This is a genomic window from Streptomyces sp. NPDC054840 (genome assembly GCF_053611065.1).
The window spans coordinates 1-18,016 of record NZ_JBSGZP010000059.1; the positions used below are offsets into that span (position 1 = coordinate 1).

Annotated in this window: 13 protein-coding genes and 2 pseudogenes; 9 read left to right on the forward strand and 6 right to left on the reverse strand. The window is 68.7% G+C overall.

Annotated features, from left to right (window positions below; all coding sequences use genetic code 11):
- Positions 1 to 34 precede the first annotated feature (34 nt).
- Together ACWGIU_RS06980 and ACWGIU_RS06985 are read right to left on the reverse strand one after the other, a co-directional pair.
- A complete protein-coding gene (locus ACWGIU_RS06980; RefSeq protein ID WP_453703153.1) occupies positions 35 to 541 on the reverse strand; it encodes a hypothetical protein in 507 nt (168 codons plus the stop codon).
- Positions 542 to 747: 206 nt separating this feature from the next.
- Positions 748 to 1,602, reverse strand: coding sequence for a hypothetical protein (locus ACWGIU_RS06985; RefSeq protein WP_453703155.1), 855 nt, complete (start codon positions 1,600 to 1,602; stop codon positions 748 to 750).
- Positions 1,603 to 2,646: 1,044 nt separating this feature from the next.
- Here ACWGIU_RS06985 and ACWGIU_RS06990 point away from each other — a divergent pair.
- Positions 2,647 to 3,813, forward strand: coding sequence for a DNA gyrase subunit B (locus ACWGIU_RS06990; protein ID WP_453703157.1), 1,167 nt, complete (start codon positions 2,647 to 2,649; stop codon positions 3,811 to 3,813).
- A gap of 108 nt (positions 3,814 to 3,921) precedes the next feature.
- Here the strand turns inward: ACWGIU_RS06990 and ACWGIU_RS06995 are convergent.
- Positions 3,922 to 4,362 (reverse strand): annotated as a pseudogene (locus ACWGIU_RS06995) (DUF5958 family protein); the annotation flags it as partial.
- A 156-nt stretch (positions 4,363 to 4,518) separates the two neighbouring features.
- Between ACWGIU_RS06995 and ACWGIU_RS07000 the strand changes: the two are divergent.
- Both ACWGIU_RS07000 and ACWGIU_RS07005 read left to right on the forward strand, forming a co-directional pair.
- Positions 4,519 to 5,169 (forward strand): hypothetical protein, encoded by a 651-nt coding sequence (locus tag ACWGIU_RS07000; RefSeq protein ID WP_453703159.1) that lies wholly within the window; start codon positions 4,519 to 4,521, stop codon positions 5,167 to 5,169.
- Positions 5,169 to 9,692, forward strand: coding sequence for a putative T7SS-secreted protein (locus ACWGIU_RS07005; RefSeq protein ID WP_453703161.1), 4,524 nt, complete (start codon positions 5,169 to 5,171; stop codon positions 9,690 to 9,692). The genes ACWGIU_RS07000 and ACWGIU_RS07005 overlap by 1 nt, the downstream gene beginning before the upstream one ends.
- 569 nt (positions 9,693 to 10,261) lie before the next feature.
- Here the strand turns inward: ACWGIU_RS07005 and ACWGIU_RS07010 are convergent.
- Positions 10,262 to 10,707, reverse strand: a pseudogene (locus ACWGIU_RS07010) (transposase); the annotation flags it as partial.
- A 281-nt stretch (positions 10,708 to 10,988) separates the two neighbouring features.
- Here ACWGIU_RS07010 and ACWGIU_RS07015 point away from each other — a divergent pair.
- Positions 10,989 to 11,252, forward strand: coding sequence for a thioredoxin family protein (locus tag ACWGIU_RS07015; RefSeq protein WP_453703173.1), 264 nt, complete (start codon positions 10,989 to 10,991; stop codon positions 11,250 to 11,252).
- A gap of 357 nt (positions 11,253 to 11,609) precedes the next feature.
- A complete protein-coding gene (locus ACWGIU_RS07020) occupies positions 11,610 to 12,149 on the forward strand; it encodes a hypothetical protein (RefSeq protein WP_453703163.1) in 540 nt (179 codons plus the stop codon).
- 157 nt (positions 12,150 to 12,306) lie between these two features.
- Here ACWGIU_RS07020 and ACWGIU_RS07025 read toward each other — a convergent pair.
- A protein-coding gene (locus tag ACWGIU_RS07025; protein ID WP_453703165.1) for an IS630 family transposase occupies positions 12,307 to 13,391 on the reverse strand; the annotation gives its coding sequence in 2 pieces (ribosomal slippage) (positions 12,307 to 12,938 and positions 12,938 to 13,391; 1,086 coding nt in all).
- A 555-nt stretch (positions 13,392 to 13,946) separates the two neighbouring features.
- On the opposite strand from ACWGIU_RS07025, the gene ACWGIU_RS07030 reads away from it, so the two are divergent.
- The 4 genes from ACWGIU_RS07030 (at position 13,947) to ACWGIU_RS07045 (ending at position 17,337) form a co-directional block, all read left to right on the forward strand.
- Complete coding sequence (locus ACWGIU_RS07030) at positions 13,947 to 15,047, forward strand: Rieske 2Fe-2S domain-containing protein (protein WP_453703166.1); 1,101 nt, start codon at positions 13,947 to 13,949, stop codon at positions 15,045 to 15,047.
- A gap of 324 nt (positions 15,048 to 15,371) precedes the next feature.
- Positions 15,372 to 16,544, forward strand: a complete 1,173-nt coding sequence (locus ACWGIU_RS07035) for an acyltransferase family protein (protein ID WP_453703168.1) — start codon at positions 15,372 to 15,374, stop codon at positions 16,542 to 16,544.
- Positions 16,545 to 16,753: 209 nt separating this feature from the next.
- Complete coding sequence (locus tag ACWGIU_RS07040) at positions 16,754 to 17,086, forward strand: DUF6233 domain-containing protein (RefSeq protein WP_453703170.1); 333 nt, start codon at positions 16,754 to 16,756, stop codon at positions 17,084 to 17,086.
- Positions 17,087 to 17,109: 23 nt separating this feature from the next.
- On the forward strand, positions 17,110 to 17,337 hold the full coding sequence (locus ACWGIU_RS07045; protein WP_453703171.1) for a hypothetical protein: 228 nt from the start codon (positions 17,110 to 17,112) through the stop codon (positions 17,335 to 17,337).
- A gap of 88 nt (positions 17,338 to 17,425) precedes the next feature.
- Here the strand turns inward: ACWGIU_RS07045 and tpg are convergent, their stop codons facing one another.
- Positions 17,426 to 17,980, reverse strand: coding sequence for a telomere-protecting terminal protein Tpg (gene tpg, locus ACWGIU_RS07050; protein WP_453703175.1), 555 nt, complete (start codon positions 17,978 to 17,980; stop codon positions 17,426 to 17,428).
- Between the last annotated feature and the right edge of the window lie 36 nt (positions 17,981 to 18,016).

An 18,016-nucleotide genomic window follows, 5' to 3' on the forward strand; every position in this document is an offset into this window, starting at 1 on the left:
TCGCAGGGGCGGGACACGACTGTTTGCGGTCCTCTCATCCTTGAAGTAGTCGTCGTCGCCTGGCCTCTTCGTCGGGGTCCGGCGCCGCCAAGGCCCCGGCGGGCAAGGGAGCTGTCTTCTCGGAAGCCGGGCGAAGGGTGATCAGGTAGGCCTCGTCGGATTCGAGGAGGGAAGCGTCCGGGGCCTGCCGGCGCCCGCGGGCCTTGACCTCCAGCTCGTACCAGCCCGGGCCGGAGGCCGACAGGACCGGAAGTTCTGACCGCGGCCCATCGACGACCGACTCGATACGCAGACTGCCCGTGGGCGACCAGACCAGCGCCGTCGCCTCCTCCTCCCATTCCCCCGACGAGACCTGCGAGGCCTCTGTCCGGACCTCCACTCGCACGTTGCCGGTGTTGATGCCGGTCCGCACCATCGCCCCTGCGGACATCGGGGCAATCAAGTCACCCGACCAGTCGGCGCTTTCGATGGGCACTTCGCCGTGGTCGAAGATCCCGAAAGTGCCCTCGTTGACGAAGACCGGGGCCTGGTGGATCGTCATCACCGCTCCTTGTGTCGTACGGCGCAGCCGCTGCCAGGCGAGGTAATCACCGGCTCGGCCGCCACGCAACGGCGCCGCCCCGGCCGGGCGGCGCCTGCACTGCCCTTACTGGACGACCACGTTGAACGGGTCGCCCTGAAGGACGCGATCTCGCCGGAAGAACTGAGTGTTCGTGCCGCCCTGCGAGCTGTTGTCCGTCGCAGCGATCATGCACACGCTGGCACCGACGGGGCCGGTCCCGGCCGGCACGCCGGGAACCCGCAGCTGGGGTGGGTCCGCCGTGTCCCTCCGGCGTTCAGCCCCTGCTCCGAGGTGGCGATCGGATACTCGTCGCAGGACTTTCCGGGGACGCTCGGAGCGGACCCGCAGGCCTTGGTGCGGTTGGAATCGATGACGGTCTGGTCCTCAGTCCGTGTCAGCCGTGACGGCAGCCCGCTGGCCTGGGCCTTGGTCACGTGGTCGGCGAGCTCAGGCGTCGCGGTGCGGGTGTAGACGAGGTTGGAGGCCGCCCACGGAATGACGCACCCGATGCCTGGCCGGCCGGCCGTGGCGTTGTCGCAGCGCACCTCGTTCATCGAATAGTCGACAGCGGCGGGGTCGTAGCCCGCATTGTTGAAGGTGAGGTACCACGTGGTCTTGCACTTGCCCTTTGTCGCGGGACCCACGAGTGAGCTGTCGAAGAAGGACTCGCCGGTGTTCCAGCTGTTGACGGGCGAGAGGGGCTTGGCGGGGAAAGTGGCGCTGGTGCGCGTGCAAGGACCCGTCAGCGTCGCCTGCCCGTCTATCGTGGCTTTCGTCGCGTCTCCCCAGCCGCTGTACATCGACGTGTCGATCTGGTGCGTGTAGCGGCCCAGACCGGTGTCGGTGTAGTTGTACTGCATCACTATGAGGTTGGCCTGCCCGGTCGTCGTCCGCTGCCCGTTGGTGACGCGGTAGGTGGTGTAGGTGACCGTCTGCCAGATGCAGGCCTGGGTGCGGGTGCCGAACACATGGTTGTTGGCCTGGTCACACCACTGCGGTGGCGTGACGCCAGCGGCGAGTGTGGGCGAACGCCTCGGCACGCCGTCGGGCGGTACATCCGTGACGTCGACGCAGCTGTGGCGGCCATCGGAAGTGGGCGTCGAGCACGTGTTGTGGCTGGTGGCCAGGGGCGATGCCGGACTGCTCTCGGGCTTCGGCTCGGGCTTGCGGGTTGTGTCCGTGTCGGGTGCCGGCGGCCTGGCGATCGAGGCGGGCCGGGGATCAGCGGTGGTCTGGCAGGAGCTGCGGCCGTCGTTCCCACGCCGGAGGCGAGGGCGGCCGCAATTCGTAACACGGTGTTGCTGGCGGCGTTCTGGCGCACAGCTGCTTTCCCTTCTACGGGGCGGAAGGGGCGACAGTAGCCCGGCAAGATGGACAGACGTGCGACGATTTTGGGGCCTGAGATGTCAAGAGGGTCAATCCGGCTCAGCGTGTCGCGGGACCACACAGCAGCCTCCGCCGGGAACCGACAGGTTGCGGAGCCTCCCCTTCCACGGCGGATCCGGTACTTCGAACTCCTTTGCGCAGGCCCTCCGACGAGCCGATCACCGAACCTGAGTTCCGCCTCTGCGTCGGCAACCGACACAGGCCTCGGTGGGCATGGGACATCAGCCGTGCACCAGATGTCCGATCCGGAACGTGCCCACTCCACCGTCACGGGGTCCTTTGCCCGGCCCGGCGACCAGCAGGCCACGGCAGGTCGACCGGAATCGGCGCCTCGGCGCTGTCGCCTTGCTCAGCCGAGAACGCGGAGGCCTCCCGAATCCGGCACTCGACCAGCGCCCAATCCGCCGACGCCTGAAGCGCTCCCGGACCGGACCTGGGGCAGGGACACGAAAGACATCTCTGCGGTCGGGCCCGGTCGAAATCGGGGGGACCCCCGGGCCGCTGGGGACGGGCTCGTTCGGGGGTCTCGGCGGGCCTATGGCCGCACGGCGGCCGCAGTTCGAGGCCCCCGGCCGACGACCTTCTGGCGTGCACTCACCCGCCTTCCTACACATTCGGCGAACGGGCTCTGACCTGGTGTTTTCCAGGGATTCTTCTAGGCTGGGGAGCTCTGCCGGTCACCATCGGAGGGGGACTTCGTGAGTGAGGACGCCATCAGGTACGACGCCAGCCACATCCAGGTGCTGGAGGGGCGTGAGGCCATTCGGAAGCGGCCCGGGATGTACGTCGGCTCGACCGACGAACGCGGGCTGCACCAAACGGTGTTCGAGGTCGTCGGTTGGGCGGTAAACAAGGTCCTGGCCAGCCGCGCCGGCTCTGTAGACGTCACCCTCATGGTCGATGGCGGCGTGCGTGTCGCCGACGACGGGCCTGGCGTCCCCGTCGCGGCCGCCGGGGACACCGGAGGTCCTGGCCTCGAACTCCTGCTGACCCGCATGTACACCGGGGCGGAGCGTGGCGGCCGCCACGCCGCGGCCATGAGCCTTTTCGCTATGGGGCCTTGCGTCACCAACGCCCTGTCGAGTCGCCTGACCGCCGAGGTGCAGAGCGAAGGGCTGCGCTGGGTCCAGGAGTACGCGCGGGGCGTCGCGCTCACCCCTCCTACCGCCGTAGGGCCGGCGACCAGAAAGGGGAACGCCATCGCCTTCTGGCCCGACACCGACATCTTCGGGACCGTGGAGTGCTCGTTCGACGTACTCGTGGAGCGCTTCAGGGAACTAGCCTTCCTGAATCAGGGCTTGAGCATCTCCCTGAACGACGAACGCTCCCCGGGCCTGACCCAGCCGGTGCGGTTCCAGTTTCCGGGCGGGGCAGGGGACTTCGTCGCCTTCCTCGACGCTCAATCCGGGCCCCCCGTTCACCCGGAAATCATCGCCTTCGAGCGGGAGGACCTGCGGATGGCGGGGACCCTGGAGGTGGCCCTTCGGTGGTGCGGCTCCCGCCGGGAGCGGGTCCGGAGCTTCGCCAACAGCGTGCCCACCCCCGAAGGCGGCACGCATGATCTGGGCTTCCGCGACGGGGTGGCGGCCGTGGTCACCTCGTACGCGCGGCAGGGGCGGCTTCTGACGGCCGCCGACCCCGACCTCTGCGCAGACCAGATCAGCGAGGGGCTGACGGCGGTCGTGTCGGTGAAGCTGGACCATCCCGAGTACCTCGGCGCCACCCACGGCAGGCTGGGCGGTGCCGCAGTGCGCCCCTGCGTCGCGGAGGCCGTCCGGGAACACCTCGGTACGTGGCTGGAGGGACACCCCGAGCAGGCCGCGGCCGTCGTTGACCGGATCGTCCGCAACACCTGCCGGACCTGAACAGCAGCAGTCGGTTCCCGCCGTCCCCGGAAAGGGGACTGGCGGAAGCGAAGATCCGGGCCGTGGCGACCGAGGCAGTCGGTCAACGACGGGCAGCCTGTGCCACCCATGACCGCACCAGTCGGAGCTGAAGCGCTCGCGGCGCCGTTCGGCGGCGATCGCGAGTGCCGCGATCAGCAGCCGGCACGCCTTACGGCGTTCGTCGAGGGGGGTAAGCGAGGCGATCTTCCCCAGCTGGTGTTCGAACCCGCCGCGTGTGATCAGGACCGTAGGCGTGTGCGTAGGGTGCCCGGCACGGCGGATGCTCTCCGGCCCGTCCTCGGCGACGGCTCGCGCCTTGACGCAGTGGTCGCGCAGGAGCAACAGCGCCTCGGACTGCTCCTCCAGGCTGAGCGCGTCGAACGATGTCCGCCGCGGCGAGCGCCCGCTGCAGCCGCGCCGAGTTCGCAGACACCTCATGCCGCGCGCCCATGCCGCGGCGACGTCGTCCGGGCCGCGTCGGCCGGGCGGGGACGGGGTGGGCAGCGGGGCGGGCGCGGCCGTCCGCATGGCCGAGGGGGCGGCCGCGGGTGGGCGGTCGTCGCCGCTCCGTCGGCCGGCCCTCGCCGAGCCAGTGGCCCGTTGACCTGGCCGAACGTCGGCGCCCGGTACCAGAGCTGTCGGTCTTCTCGTGTAGCGTCTCCGGGACCTTGGGGGGAATGGATCATGAGTAGTGGCAGCCCAGACCTGGATATGGATCCGGTCGCGGTACAGAACATCCAGGAGGGTCTGCGTTCTGCGGTCGGGGAGTTGCGTGAGTTCGCGATGGGCACCTCGGCCGTGGCGGGTGGCGGTATGAGCCAGCTGGCGCCGACGGGTATGGAGGCCGGTCATCCGTCGGTCGCGGCGGCGTTGGAGGGGTTCTGCGAACGCTGGGACATGGGCGTGGCCAGTCTCTTCGTCATCACCAGTGGGCTCGCGGAGCGCCTGGGTATCGGGGCCGGTTCGGTTTGGGAGCAGGACCAGTACCTGAAGGGCACGTTCAAGGTTCTGGTGAACGCCGGTATCGGCAACCCCCATGCGTCGAACGACGAGGTCGAGAAGAAGTCCTTGGAAGCGGTCCTCTCCGATCACGCGTTCAAGCGGGAGACGCCGGAGCAGGCGCGTCAGGCCAGGGAGGACTTCGACCGTACGTGGGCGGACACCAAGAAGGGCCTGCTCAACGAGGGGCTCGTCGGCGGCATGTTGGAGGAAGTGGCCGAAGCTCAGGGCATGGACCGCGAGACGCTCGACCGCGTCCGCAACCCGCAGGGCCCAGACCAGCAGGGTGGCGGCCAGGACAGTGATCAGAGCGGGGTTCAGGGGGGCGGCTCCTGATGAGCGGCGGCAACTGGCTGGAGAAGGGCGCGGCCCTCACGGGCGACGCGGTCGAGTGGCTCGGCGACAAGACGGCCGACAAGCTGGAGGATGTCGGCTGGCAGGGGGGCGCCAACGCGGTCCGGAGTACGGCGAACTCGGCGGCGAACCGTCTGGGCGCCGACGTGGGGGAGGTCGAGCTCGGCCAGAGCGACGATCCCAAGCAGCTGGTCCACGGCAGCGCAAGCACCCTGCGGACGACCGCCGGGCACCTGAACGACTTCCACGCCGCCTTCACCCGTACTGGGGAGGGCCTGAAGAAGTTGGGCACGGACGGCATCAAAGGCGCCACGGCCGACGCCTTTCGGGACTCCGTCCAGGAGAAGGTCCCTCGCTGGTTCGCGGCCGCGGCCGCCTTCGAGACGGCGGCCGGCGCGGTGGGCCGTTTCGCCGACACGGTGACCTGGGCGCAGGGGCAGGCCAAGGAGGCGATCGACGAGTACAAGGCCGCCGTCAAGCTGTCGGAGAACGCCCACGCCGCCTATGACAGGTGGGTCAAGGACTACGAGTCGGCTGTCAAAGCTCAGCAGGATCCGCTGCCGGCCCGCCCCATGGGTTTCACCGACCCGGGTACGGACGGCATCAAGGCCGCCCGGCAGAAGCTGGCCGAGGCGCGGCGCCAGCGCGACGACGTCGCCCACTCGGTGGCGCAGGCCCTGGAGCAGGCCCGTGACGCGGCGCCGAAGGTGTCGGCCGCCGAAGCCGCGCTGGTCGAGATCGTCCGCAAGAGCGCGGAGGCAGAACACTTCCTCGGCGGAATCGCCAAGGGCACGGCTGGCCTGGTCAACTTCGCCCGCGGGCTCGACTCCCACGATCCCTACAACATGAACCACCCGACCGTGGCCCAGATGGGCCTCAACAGCATGAGCGCCGGCTTCCTCAGCGCGGCCAACGACCCTGCCGCAGCGGCCAAGGCCATGGCCGACAGCGCGATGAAGGACCCTTTCGAGTTCGGCGGCACGCTCGTCCCGGAAGCCATCGGCCCCAAGGGAGGTGGCCTGCTGTCCGGCGCTGCCCGCCGAGCCGCCGGAGCCGCCCGCCTCGCCGACGACCTGGCACATACGCCGAAGAGGCCGGGGGGACCGAAGGAGTCGGCTCCGTCGGCTGGCGAAGAGCTGCGCCACGACCCGCACGACAAGTCACGGGAATCCGACTGCAAGACCTGTCGGGAGGACCCTGTCGACGTCGCGACGGGCCGGATGACACTCCCACAGACCGACCTGGTCCTCCCCGGCTCCCTGCCGCTGGTGTTCAGCCGGACGTTCGAGTCGTCATACCGTCTGGGCCGCTGGTTCGGCCCCACCTGGGCCTGCACCGTCGACCAGCGGCTGGAGTTCGACGACGAGGGCGTGGTCCTGGTCAGCGAGGACGGCAGCCTGCTCGGCTACCCCCACCCCTCGCCCGACGCCCCCGTACTGCCACGCCTGGGCCGCAGCTGGCCGCTGGAACAGCAGGAAGACGGCGGCTACACGGTCACCGACCCCAACACCGGCCAGGTCCGACACTTCACCAAGGACGGCCTGCTCACTCAAATCGACGACCGCAACGGCGCCTGGATCACCTACACGTACGACGAAGCAGGCGCCCCTGCCGCCATCTCCCACAGCGGCGGCTACGAGGTCCGTCTTACGACCTCCGATGGCCGAATAACCGACCTCGCCCTGGCCGACGGCACCCAGGTACTGCGCTACGGCTACACCGACGGCCACCTCACCCAGGTCACCAACTCCTCCGGTCTTCCACTCCGTTTCGGCTACGACGAGCTCGGCCGGATCACCTCCTGGACCGACACCAACGACCGCCACTTCGACTACGTCTACGACGACCAGCACCGGTGCATCGCCCAGTCCGGCACCAACGGCCACCTCAACGTCCGCTTCACCTACGAGCCCGGACGTACCACCCTCACCGACTCCCTCGGCCACACCACACAGTTCCTGGTCAACGACCGCACCCAGATCACCGCGGAGATCGATCCCACCGGCGCGACGACCCGCTTCGAGCACGACCGCCGCAACCGGCTCCTGGTACGCACCGACCCGCTGGGCCACACCACCCGCTTCACATACGACGAGGCGGGCCGGGTGACCGGCGTGACCCGCCCGGACGGCCGCGCGTCTCAGGCGGAATACAACGCGCTCGGCCTGCCTGTGAAGCTGATCACCCCGGACGGCAGAGTAGTCCGCCAGACCTACGACGACCACGGCAACCGCACCTCGGTCACCGACACGTCCGGCGCCACGACCCACTTCCGGTACGACGCCCGCGGCCACCTCGCGTCGGCGACCGATGCCCTGGGACACACCATGACGGTCCGATGCGACCCGACGGGCCAGGTCTCCTCAGCGACCGACCCCCTGGGTGGGACAACGGCGTATGTCCGCGATGCCTTCGGCCGCCCGATAGCCATCACGGACCCGCTGGGCCACACCACGCACCTCACCTGGAGCATCGAGGGCCGCCTCCTGCAGCGTGTGAACGCCGACGGCACCAAGGAGTCCTGGACCTACGACGGCGAGGGCAACTGCCTGACCCACACGGACGCGATCGGCGGAGACACGGACTTCGAATACGGCGACTTCGACCTCCTCACCACCCGCACCGGCCCCGACGGCACGCGCTACACGTTCACGCACGACATGCAACTCCGCCTGACGGAGGTCACCAACCCGCAAGGGCTCACCTGGAACTATGCCTATGACGAGGCGGGACGGCTGGCTTCGGAGACGGACTTCGACGACCGAACCCTCACCTACGGGTACGACGCTTCGGGGCGCCTGACCTCCCGCACCAATGCCGTAGGCGAGACCACGGCGTACGAGCACAACGCACTCGGGCAGGTAGTCCGCAAGGACGCGGCCGGCCTGGTCACCACCTACGAGTACGACGTCTTCGACGCCCTCGCGACGGCTTCCTCACCGGAGGCTACAGTCACCTGGCTTCGCGACGCCACGGGGCGGCTCCTGTCGGAAACGGTGAACGGCCGCACCCTCACGTACGGCTACGACGCCCTGGGCCGCTGCACGAGCCGCACGACGCCTGCAGGCGCCCAGTGTCACTGGACCTACGACGCGGCAGGGCGGCGCAGCGGCCTCACCACCGAGGGTCGCACCCTGACCTTCGAACGCGACGCTGCGGGGCAGGAGCTCACCCGTACGCTGAACCCGTCGCTCACCCTCACCCACGAGTACGACGTGATGGGCCGCCGCGCCGCCCAGTCGGTCGTCGGGCAGGATGGCCGCACCCTTCAACGGCGGGGCTACAGCTACCGCGCCGACGGCTATCTGACCGGCATCGACGACTCCCTCACCGGCCCACGCAGCTTCACCCTGGACGCAGCGGCCCGCGTCACTGCCGTTGAGGCCTCCTCCTGGTCGGAGCGCTACGCCTACGACGACGCCGGCAACCAGACCACCGCCTCTTGGCCGACACAGCACCCTGGCGCGGAGGCCCAGGGCGACCGCGCCTACACGGGCACTCACATCACCCGCGCGGGATCGATCCGCTACGAGCACGACGCACTGGGCCGCGTCACCCTCCGTCAGAAGAGCCGCCTCTCCCACAAGCCCGACACCTGGCACTACGAGTGGAACACCGAAGACCAGCTGGTCGGGGTCACCACCCCGGACCGCACCCGCTGGCGCTACCAGTACGACCCCCTTGGTCGCCGGACGGCCAAGTGGCGTCTGTCAGAGACCGGCACGGTCGTCGAGGAGACCCTCTTCACCTGGGACGGCACAACCCTCTGCGAGCAAACCAGTGGCTCGGTCACCCTCACCTGGACCCACCAAGGCCTCCACCCCATCACCCAGACGGAACGCATGACCCAGGACGAGGTCGACGACCGCTTCTTCACGATCGTCACGGACCTGTTGGGCACCCCCACCCACCTCCTCGCAGAAGACGGCACCACGGCGTGGCACACCCGCACCACGCTCTGGGGCACCACAACCTGGAACCGCGACGCAACGGCCTACACCCCACTCCGCTTTCCCGGCCAGTACTACGACCCGGAAACGGGCCTCCACCACAACTACTTCCGTACCTACGACCCCGAAACAGCCCGCTACCTCACCCCTGACCCCCTCGGTCTCACCCCCGCCCCCAACCCGGCCACCTACATCCACAACCCCCACACCTGGGCGGACCCACTGGGGCTCAACCCCTGCCCGCCGAAGGAATCCGTTGTCGAGACCCCGGAGGTCGTCGCACCTAAACCGCTCAAGCCAAATCAGGTCATGGATGAGTGGGAGAATTTCCTAGGCGAAGGGCCGTACACCAACATCCACCCACGGACGGGTATGCCTGATCCACACCGACTCGTCTCCGCCGACGGGTTGCGAAGCATCAGAATGGGACCGCACGAGATGAACAGCAAACCGACCAAGTTCCACTTCCATATGGAGACCTGGACGTTTGTTTCCCCTACCAACACGTGGATCGTCGACAACACAATGGTTCGAGTCCCGCTGGGGTTGAAGTAATGAATGTGATCATCGGTAGCCTGATCAGACAAAGCAGTCGCGTCGTCTTCTCAGGGCCTCTGGGCGAGGCCTGGGGGACGTGGCAGGGTGATGAGCCTCCGCAGCTCGGCCCGACAAATGTGGAATTGGACATTCCGGATGTGATCGAGAAGTGGACTTCGACGGACGCTACCGAGTCACTGGAAGGGCCTCTCGGCGCGCCCCTGACATTCTGTGGAATTGTGGAGTCAGTTGGCGATGATGGAGTCGCTGCAATCCGCATGGCATCCGACATCGTGCTAGTAGAGCTTGGTCCACCTGCTCCCTCACCACGCCAAAGGATCATGTTCCACGTTCCCCGGATCGATCTCTATCCCTATTCACTTTGATCGGGTGTTTGAGGTGAGTAAATTGCCCTTGATGCCCTAACCTCGATCTTTCGTGACGGTCCGTCGGTTCTTTCGGCGGGCCGTTTCGGTTGTTCGGGCTGGTGGTGGGCAGGGTGATGGCCCGGCTGCCGCGTCGGGTGGGCGCCGGGTTCCACGGCTCCGGTTGGGGTGGTGCTGCTTGCAGGGACGGGAAAGGGCTGGTCAGCCGGGGTTGGGGAGAGCTTCGAGCCGTGCCAGGGCGTCGGTGATCACGTCGGTCCACGGCCTGCGAACCTCAGGTGCCGACGGCGGGCGGTGGTGACAAGCTGGGCGGCGGCGGAGAAGAGGCGGAACCGGAGGCGGCGAGGCTCCCACCTGCGGGTTTCGCCGGTCAGAGCGAGCATCGGCATCCAGGCCAGGAGATCGAGGGCGATCTGGACGATCTCCAGCCAGATCTGGTTCTGCGCGGTGTCGTGCAGGGGAAGGTTGCGCAGGCCGGTGGCCCGCGCGGCCCGGATGCGGTCCTCGGCCCGGGCGCGCTGGCGGTGTCGCAGCTCCAGTGCCGCGATCGGCATGGCGGTGGTGTTGGTGGCGAAGCAGGTCAGCCGCAGTCCGTCGGCGTCGGTGATTCTCCGCTGGGCGCCGGGGTGGGGCCGTTTCGAACGTAAAGTCTTCTATCGCCAACTGGCCGAGCGGCTGTCGGCGCTTGAGCCCAGCGATACACCGCGCGCAACCGGAGGGATGCCCTTGCAGTTCTACCCTGCCTACCTCCTGCTGGAGACGATCAGCCGCACCGCGGGCGCGAAACATGCGTCCCGGCTGATGCGGGCAGGGCTGCGAGTGCACGGCTCCTACCAGAGCAACCACACCGCTCACAGGATGCTCGGCTTTCGCACGCTCGTCTTCGCAGAGCTGGAACAGGAGGCCGGCCCGTCCCGCGACCGCGCGGCTGTGGCCGCCTCCGGATGGCGGTGGGCCGGGGCGTGGGCCTGCCAGGGTCATCACCCCGGACTTCAAGCGACTATCGGAACAGTACGCCGACATCGTGTTCGCGTCGGTGGACATGGACAAGGTTGCTCCCGTGGCTGCGGAGTACAGCATCGGAGCCTCACCCACTTTCGTCTTCTTCAAGAACGGCGATAGGAGCGACGACGACGTGATTGGTGCGTACAGGGGGAAGCTCGAGGACAAGTTGAGGACGTTGGCCGTGTAGTGCCTGGTGCAGCGGCCACCTCGCCCACACCGCTCTGGACGGCCGCCAGACACGTACGCAGCCGGCGTTCTGCACGCCACTGCCTGGCACGACACGCCGACGAACAGAACACGGCCGTGGGCCGGACGCCCGGCTTCATTTAGTAGGCACCCCAGCTGCCAGTGTTCCCGGGCCGGGCACCGTCTCTGCGGCCTGCGCGGGCATCGCCGACCGGCGGTCTCAACATCACCCAGGGAGCCTCCCTCGCCGCCCTCCTCCAGGGTGCCCACCAGGCCCGCCCGCGGCCGTCATCCGTCCGGAGGGTCGGCGGGGGCGTCAGGGGGCGCTGAACGGCCTGTATGCGGCACGGTGACAACCATGCGCCGCTGGCCCCTGCCCCTGCTCCTCGCCGCCCCCGGATGCGTCACCATCCACCCCGCGCCGGCCCCACCCGCCGGCATCCCCGCCACGGCACCGGCCGACGACAAACACCCGTCCGTCTCCCCGGCCGTACGGAACGGGACGGCGCTGCCGCTCTCCCCTCTGCCCGAACCCGCGCCCCCTGCCCCGGCCGGCCCCGCACCCGAGCAGGAGCATGCGCCCGGCCCCGGCCACCCCGCCGCCAAGGACCGCAGCAGCACCCGCGAGACCCGCTCCACCACGCCCGAACACCGCCGGACGGCCCGGCCAGCACCGGCACCGCCCCGCCGGGCCACCGCCCCGAAGCGGGCCATGCCCCCCGCAGCGAAACCGAAGGCTCGCCCGAAGACGAAGGCACGGCCGAAGGCCCCGGTGCCGCACCGACCCGTCCGGCCCGCACCCGCGACGGGAGCCGGGGACATGAGGGAGCTGTGCCGCGCGGCCCACGGCGTCACCAGCCCCGCCATCACGTCGCTGTGCCAACAGACCTACCGCTGACCTGCGGCGCTCCCCTCGCCGAGGAAATCGAACAGGTGATTGAATAGAGAGATCCCCGCACCGAGGAGCAGCGCCATGACCTCCCCCGCCCCCACCGTCAGACCACAGGTCGCCACCTGGTCACCCTCGCAGACCGGCCCATGCGCGCGGTGGCCTGTTACTGAGGTTGTAGGCGTGGTGTCGTCAGTGTGAGTCCGGTTCCGGTGAGGCATCCGTCGATGAGGCTGCTGCGGTATTGAATCTGTCGGAGGCCGTGTCGGAGCCGGCGCATGAGGTGGCTCGGGTCGGTGAAGGCCGTGTTGGCCTGGGTGGTGCGGCGGAGGATGGACCAGATGCCTTCGACGGGGTTGAGGTCGGGTGCGTAGGGCGGCAGGTGGTAGGCGGTGATCCAGTCGTGTGCGTCGATGAAGTCCCGCATGCGGCGGTCTTTGTGGACGTTCAAGTTGTCCCAGATGAGGACGATGGGTCCGTCGAGTTGCTGGTGGGCGGCGACGAGGAGGTCGCGGTACTCGGTCCAGGCAAAGCTCTTGCGACCCCCGGCCTTGTGATCGGTGTGTCGTTTGGGCCGGTAGATCAGCCGGGAGCGTTCACCGGGTTTGTAGCAGCACAGGGCCGCGATGGAGGAGCGGCGCTGGGAACGGCCGCGGACCCGGATCACCGGTGTGATGCCGCGCCGGCTCCAGGTGCGTGAGGTCGGCGGCGTCATCGAGAATCCGGCTTCGTCCTCGAAGACGAGCCAGGCCCCGAGCGCCGCCGCGATGGTTCCACGTGCGGCCACACATCCCTCACCCAGCCGGCCACCGCCGCCTCGTCACGCTCGACCGCACGGCGAGCCGGAACCTGATGACTCCAGCCGTGGCGCCGCAGCATCTGCGAGATACCCGACAACGTCATCGACTTGTGGAACCTGCGGCCGATCAGGGTCCTGATCCTGGCCAGTGTCCACCGCTGGTCCGGCCAGCCATGCGCGACCGGGCCCTTGGCCAGCTCGTCCTCGAGCACGGCGAACAGGGCCTCGTTGAGCTTCGGCCGGGACACCGGACCCTGGGAACGAACTGCATCCTGCCCCGCTTCCCGCCAGGCCTGCCGCCACCGCTGGACGGACCGGACGCTGACCCGTAACTCCTTCGCGATGTCCGTACTGCCCCGCCCAGCAGTGAACATCGCGACTGCTTCCATCCGGACCCGCTCACGGAACGCTTGCCTCTCCGCGGTCAGACCCCCACCCTGCGGATACCTCATACCTCTGGCATACCGCGACGATCACCAACCGTCAGCCCCTACGACAAGACAACTTCAAGGTCAGTAACTGCACCAGTGACTCCGAGTCCGGAGCGTGCTGATCCATGGACTGAAGCAAACTCCTGTTAGACCTGCGCCACCAACTGATCGAGGGCCGGGCTGATGTGCCCCGCGTCGGTTCGGTTGTCGAGCTCGAAACCCTTCCCTGGTACACCGTCGCTGATGCGGACCGGCACGGTCGTTGCTCACGTGGTCCCGTACCTGCGCGGTCTGATCCTGGACGACGACCGTCCGGCGACCGTGAAGAGCTACGCCTATGACCTGCTTCGCTGGCACCGGTGTGGTAACTGCACCTTCTCTTGCTCGTGGGGCAATCCCGAGTCTCGGTGAATGCAGGTCCTCCACCACGACCTGATCGAGGGACGAACGACCGCCCCCGTGTCGGATCCGTCGTCGAGCTGGAGACCGGCGCACCCGACCCGTTAAGCCGCTCGTTGCACCCCGTGCAGGCCGGGCGTCGCCGCCCGGGAAGCGACCCGAGAGAGGAACGCGAGCATGAGCACGAGCGACCCGGACGCCGAACTGGAGCCACTAGCTGGTGAGGTGAAGGAGCGGTTCGCCGCCGATTCGGTGGGCGGCAAACTGCCCCCCCAGCGTCCCAGCAGGCGCCTGGACGACGGGCAGTACGGCCAACCGCAGCTGCCCTATCCCAGTGGCTGGTTCTTCGTGGCGCGCTCGCGCGACGTGGCTGCTGGTGCCGTGCTCTCTCGTGTGTTCATGGGCGAGGACGTCGTGCTGTATCGCACTGGCGACGGCCAGGCGCACGCGGTTCAGGCGCACTGTCCGCACTTGGGCGCTCACTTCGGGGTGGGAGGCACGGTGGAAGGGGGGAATCTGGTGTGCCCTTTCCACCGTTTCGCTTTCGGCCCCGACGGTACGTGTGTGAGCATCCCGGGCGGCACGCCCCCGCGCGGTACGCGGATCACCCGTTATCCCCTGTGTGAGCGCCATGGTCTGATCTTCGTGTGGCATGGTCACTCGGGCTCCGCACCCACCTGGGAACTGCCCGTTCTGCCCAGCGCCCCGGTCCCGACGGCTTGGTGGGAAAAGGATGTGCTCACCCACGCGCAGGAGGTGGGTGAGAACCTCTTCGACTTCCGTCACTTCGCCGCGCTGCACGGCACCGTCCCGACCATCCTCGACGGTCCTGAACCCGACGGGCCGTTCCTGCGCATGCGCATGGCCCTCAACCTCGACACCCGGTCCATCGCCACGCGTTTCTGCCCGGAGCAGCAGATCCTCCAGGCAGGGCTCGGCATCACCTATGTCACTGCCCATATCCCTCAGCTCGGGCTGCTGTTCCACGTTTGGTCGATGTTCACGCCGACGGGGCCGTGGGCGGTGAAGGAGCATATCGGGGTCGGCTGTACGACGACCCGAGCGAAGCGGCCGGGCCAGCTCTTCAGCACGGTTGTACCCCCGCCGCTGCGGTGGCTTCTAACACGGCGGGTGCATGCCGAAACGGTCAAGTTCGCTGAGGAAGACCTGCCGATCTGGAACAACAAGTGCTACAGACCCCAGCCGCGCCTCGCGCCCGGCGACGAAGCGATCGGCCGCTACCGGCATTGGGCCCGCCAGTTCTACCCCGCCCCGTAAGCGTGCTCCTCACGACCATGCCCCCGCCCGCACGCCACGTCCGCTCTCCAAGCGCGCCTGACCAGGCTGTCACCGCTTACGGCACGCAGGACGTGGACTGGAGCAAGGAGCAGGACCGATCCGCTCAGGCCGTTTCAGGCCTGCCCCCGACCCTGGCGGGGGGCGGTGGGATGGACGTGCTGGTGGCGGCGTGAGACGCCGGATCATCAGCCGGTCTGCCGGAATCCGTTGTGCGCGCCGTCGTGGCCGCCGTTCGGAGGCGCAGCGCGGAGTGGGGCAACGGTCCTCGGTTCGCACGTTGCACTGATCATTCAAGGAATCGCAATGAGCAGCATGGCCACGCCTCTGGCGGCCGCGTCCACGCGGTTGCCTTCCCTGACCGGACTGCGCTTCGTCGCGGCGCTCGGCGTATTCGTCTGCCACGTGGCAACGATGGACGCATCGCGGTCAGGTGGCTGGCCAAGACCGGCCTTCTTTCTGCTGGGCCCGGTCGGAGTCTCCCTCTTCTTTGTCCTCAGCGGGTTCGTCCTGACCCATTCGGCGCGCAAGACAGACACCGCCCGCAGCTTCTGGCGCCGGCGGATCGTCAGAATCTATCCGGCCCATCTGATGGTCTGGGTCGTCATCATGGTGCTCGTCCGTGGCTTGGGAGTGTCAGTGCACCTCACCAGTCTCACGGCCGCCCCGAGCGTTCTCGGCGATCTGGCCAATGCTCTGCTGGTGCACACCCTCGTTCCGCTGCCGGAGTTCCAACTGGCAGGCAACGGCGTCGCCTGGTCACTCGTCTGCGAGTTGCTGTTCTACCTGCTGTTCCCCAAGCTGCTGCCGCTGGTCATGAGGATTCGCACCCGGTGGCTTCCGGCCGCGGCCGGGGCTGCCGTGGCGACAGTCTGGATGGTTCCACTGGCCGCGGCTGCCCTGGGCGGACCGCTGTTCGAGCAGAGTTCCCTGCCTGGGACGATCACCGGCGCGCAGATGATGTTCGTGTACCTGTTTCCTCTGAGCCGGCTGCCGGAGTTCGTGCTGGGGATGATCCTGGCCAGGATGCACGGAAGCGGGTTCCCTGTCCGGGTCGGAGTCTGTCAGTCGGCCGGCCTGCTGTTCGCGGCCCTGTTCGTGGGCATCGCGGTGCTTCCCGCGCCGTTCCTGCTGGCCGCGACCACGGTGGTCCCCGTCGCCCTGCTGATCCGGGCGACGGCGGCGCTGGACACGCATGGCCAAAGATCCGTGCTGCGGACGCCGGGCATGGTCCGTCTCGGTGACATCTCGTACGCCTTCTATCTGTCACACGCCACGGTGATCGCGGTCGTCATGTGGTGCACGGGCGACGCGTGGGGGTCGGGCCGGGTTGCCTGTGTCTCGTTCGCCGTGGCCCTGGTCGCATCCCGGGTGCTGTACACACGCGTCGAACGGCCCTGCATGCGCCGCTTTTCCACCAGAGGTCTGCGCCCCTCCCTTCCCGCGGTGACCACTCCGGATCTGCCCGAGAGGCGCTGAGGGCAGGAACAGCCCGTGACAGACAGGCATGCCCGGATGCGACGAAGGAGCCGGGACCGCCGGGAGGCGGCCGAAGAGCCAGCCTTCCCCGCCGCCCCGTTGGGAAGTGCAGAGAAGCGGTTCACCCTGTGCGCGGTACGGGGCCCCCGCGAACCCCTTGTGCGAGGCGTGCAGGGCCGCGCGGCGGGCGCAGTACGGGAGCTAGAGCCGTGTCCGTCCTGCCGCCCGACCTGCCTCGGCTGCGGACGCTGGTCACCTACCTGCGCGGCGAACTCGGCCGGGCCGAACAAGCCCTTGCCACGGCCGAGGAACGCGAGGCCCTCGCCGCCTCCCGGCGCCCGCCGAAGGAACCGCCCGCGTGGCTGATCGAGCGCGGCATCGGAGGCGGCCGGCCCCCGGCCCGCGTGCACACCGGGGACTGCTGGGACACCGGCAACCGCTGCGCCCCCGCCGGCCCGGGACAGATACGGCGGCTGCTGGCCGACGGCGTGCCCGCCTGCCCCCACTGCCGCCCCGACACCGCGCTCGGAATGCTGGAGTGACCAGGCACCGGCAGGGTGAAGAGATGAGCCCTGCCCCGCGTGTAGTCGTCTATCCGCCGGACGCCCAGGGCGGGCGCCGCGTCCGCTGCGACGGCGAAATCCTCGGCCGCGCCCTCAGCCCCACCGACCTCCTCGAATTCCTGCGCCGGGCCGGCCTGGACCCCGACACCGTCCGCCTGGACGACCCACTGCTCATCGAATGGCGCGGCGGCGGACCCGCCGTGTGGAGTCCGGATCCCGGCGGGGCGTGAGCGCAGCAGTGGGTGCCGCAATGAACCGGTTACCGGTGGATCACCGCACAGGGCGCCCGTGGTCTGCGGGGTGGCCGGGCCAGGCGCTTCAGAATGAGGCGTCGAAGTAGTCGATGTCCGTGAACTCGACTTCCAGACCCTGGGCGCGGGTCCCGCCGTCCTTGAAGTAGATCTCCTGCAGTCCCTCGGCCACGATCTGTCGCATCTGCTGATCGCTCGCGCCCGCCGCACGGGCGTCGAAGAGGCGCTGCGCGTAGGTGGGTGGGAGGTGAACGGTCAGGCGTCGCATGCGGCCGTCGTCGGTGCTGCCGACGGGGGCGGTGTAGCCGAACCGTGCCCGGGTTTCGACCGTGATGCCGGTGCTGGTGGCGGCTTCCTTGCGGCGGCGGCCGCGGACCACGGGCTGCCAGCGGGCCCGTACGGCTGTGTCGATGCGGTCTGCGACGGCCTTGGGCGGGGTCTTCCGGTCGCCCTTGCGGTAGCGCTCCACCGACCGCTGACTGACCCCCAGTGCCTCCGCCACGGCCTTCGTCGACTTGAGCTGTCTGACCAGGAAGTTGATCTGACCCTTCAGGGTCTTGGGCGGCTCCCGCGTGAACCCTTCGCGGTCCGCGCGGTCCAGGGCGTCATCGATGTCCCCCACCGGCTGTGTGTCCTTCCTCTCGGCCCCGTCCCGGGC

What these genes read in the sequence shown, in the direction of transcription:
- ACWGIU_RS07045 (WP_453703171.1), top strand. Translation starts at nt 17,110, where the DNA reads ATGAGCCCTGCCCCGCGTGTAGTCGTCTATCCGCCGGACGCCCAGGGC.
- ACWGIU_RS07020 (WP_453703163.1), top strand. Translation starts at nt 11,610, where the DNA reads ATGCGCCGCTGGCCCCTGCCCCTGCTCCTCGCCGCCCCCGGATGCGTC.
- ACWGIU_RS07030 (WP_453703166.1), top strand. Translation starts at nt 13,947, where the DNA reads ATGAGCACGAGCGACCCGGACGCCGAACTGGAGCCACTAGCTGGTGAG.
- ACWGIU_RS07005 (WP_453703161.1), top strand. Translation starts at nt 5,169, where the DNA reads ATGAGCGGCGGCAACTGGCTGGAGAAGGGCGCGGCCCTCACGGGCGAC.
- ACWGIU_RS07000 (WP_453703159.1), top strand. Translation starts at nt 4,519, where the DNA reads ATGAGTAGTGGCAGCCCAGACCTGGATATGGATCCGGTCGCGGTACAG.
- ACWGIU_RS07035 (WP_453703168.1), top strand. Translation starts at nt 15,372, where the DNA reads ATGAGCAGCATGGCCACGCCTCTGGCGGCCGCGTCCACGCGGTTGCCT.
- ACWGIU_RS06980 (WP_453703153.1), bottom strand. Translation starts at nt 541, where the DNA reads ATGACGATCCACCAGGCCCCGGTCTTCGTCAACGAGGGCACTTTCGGG.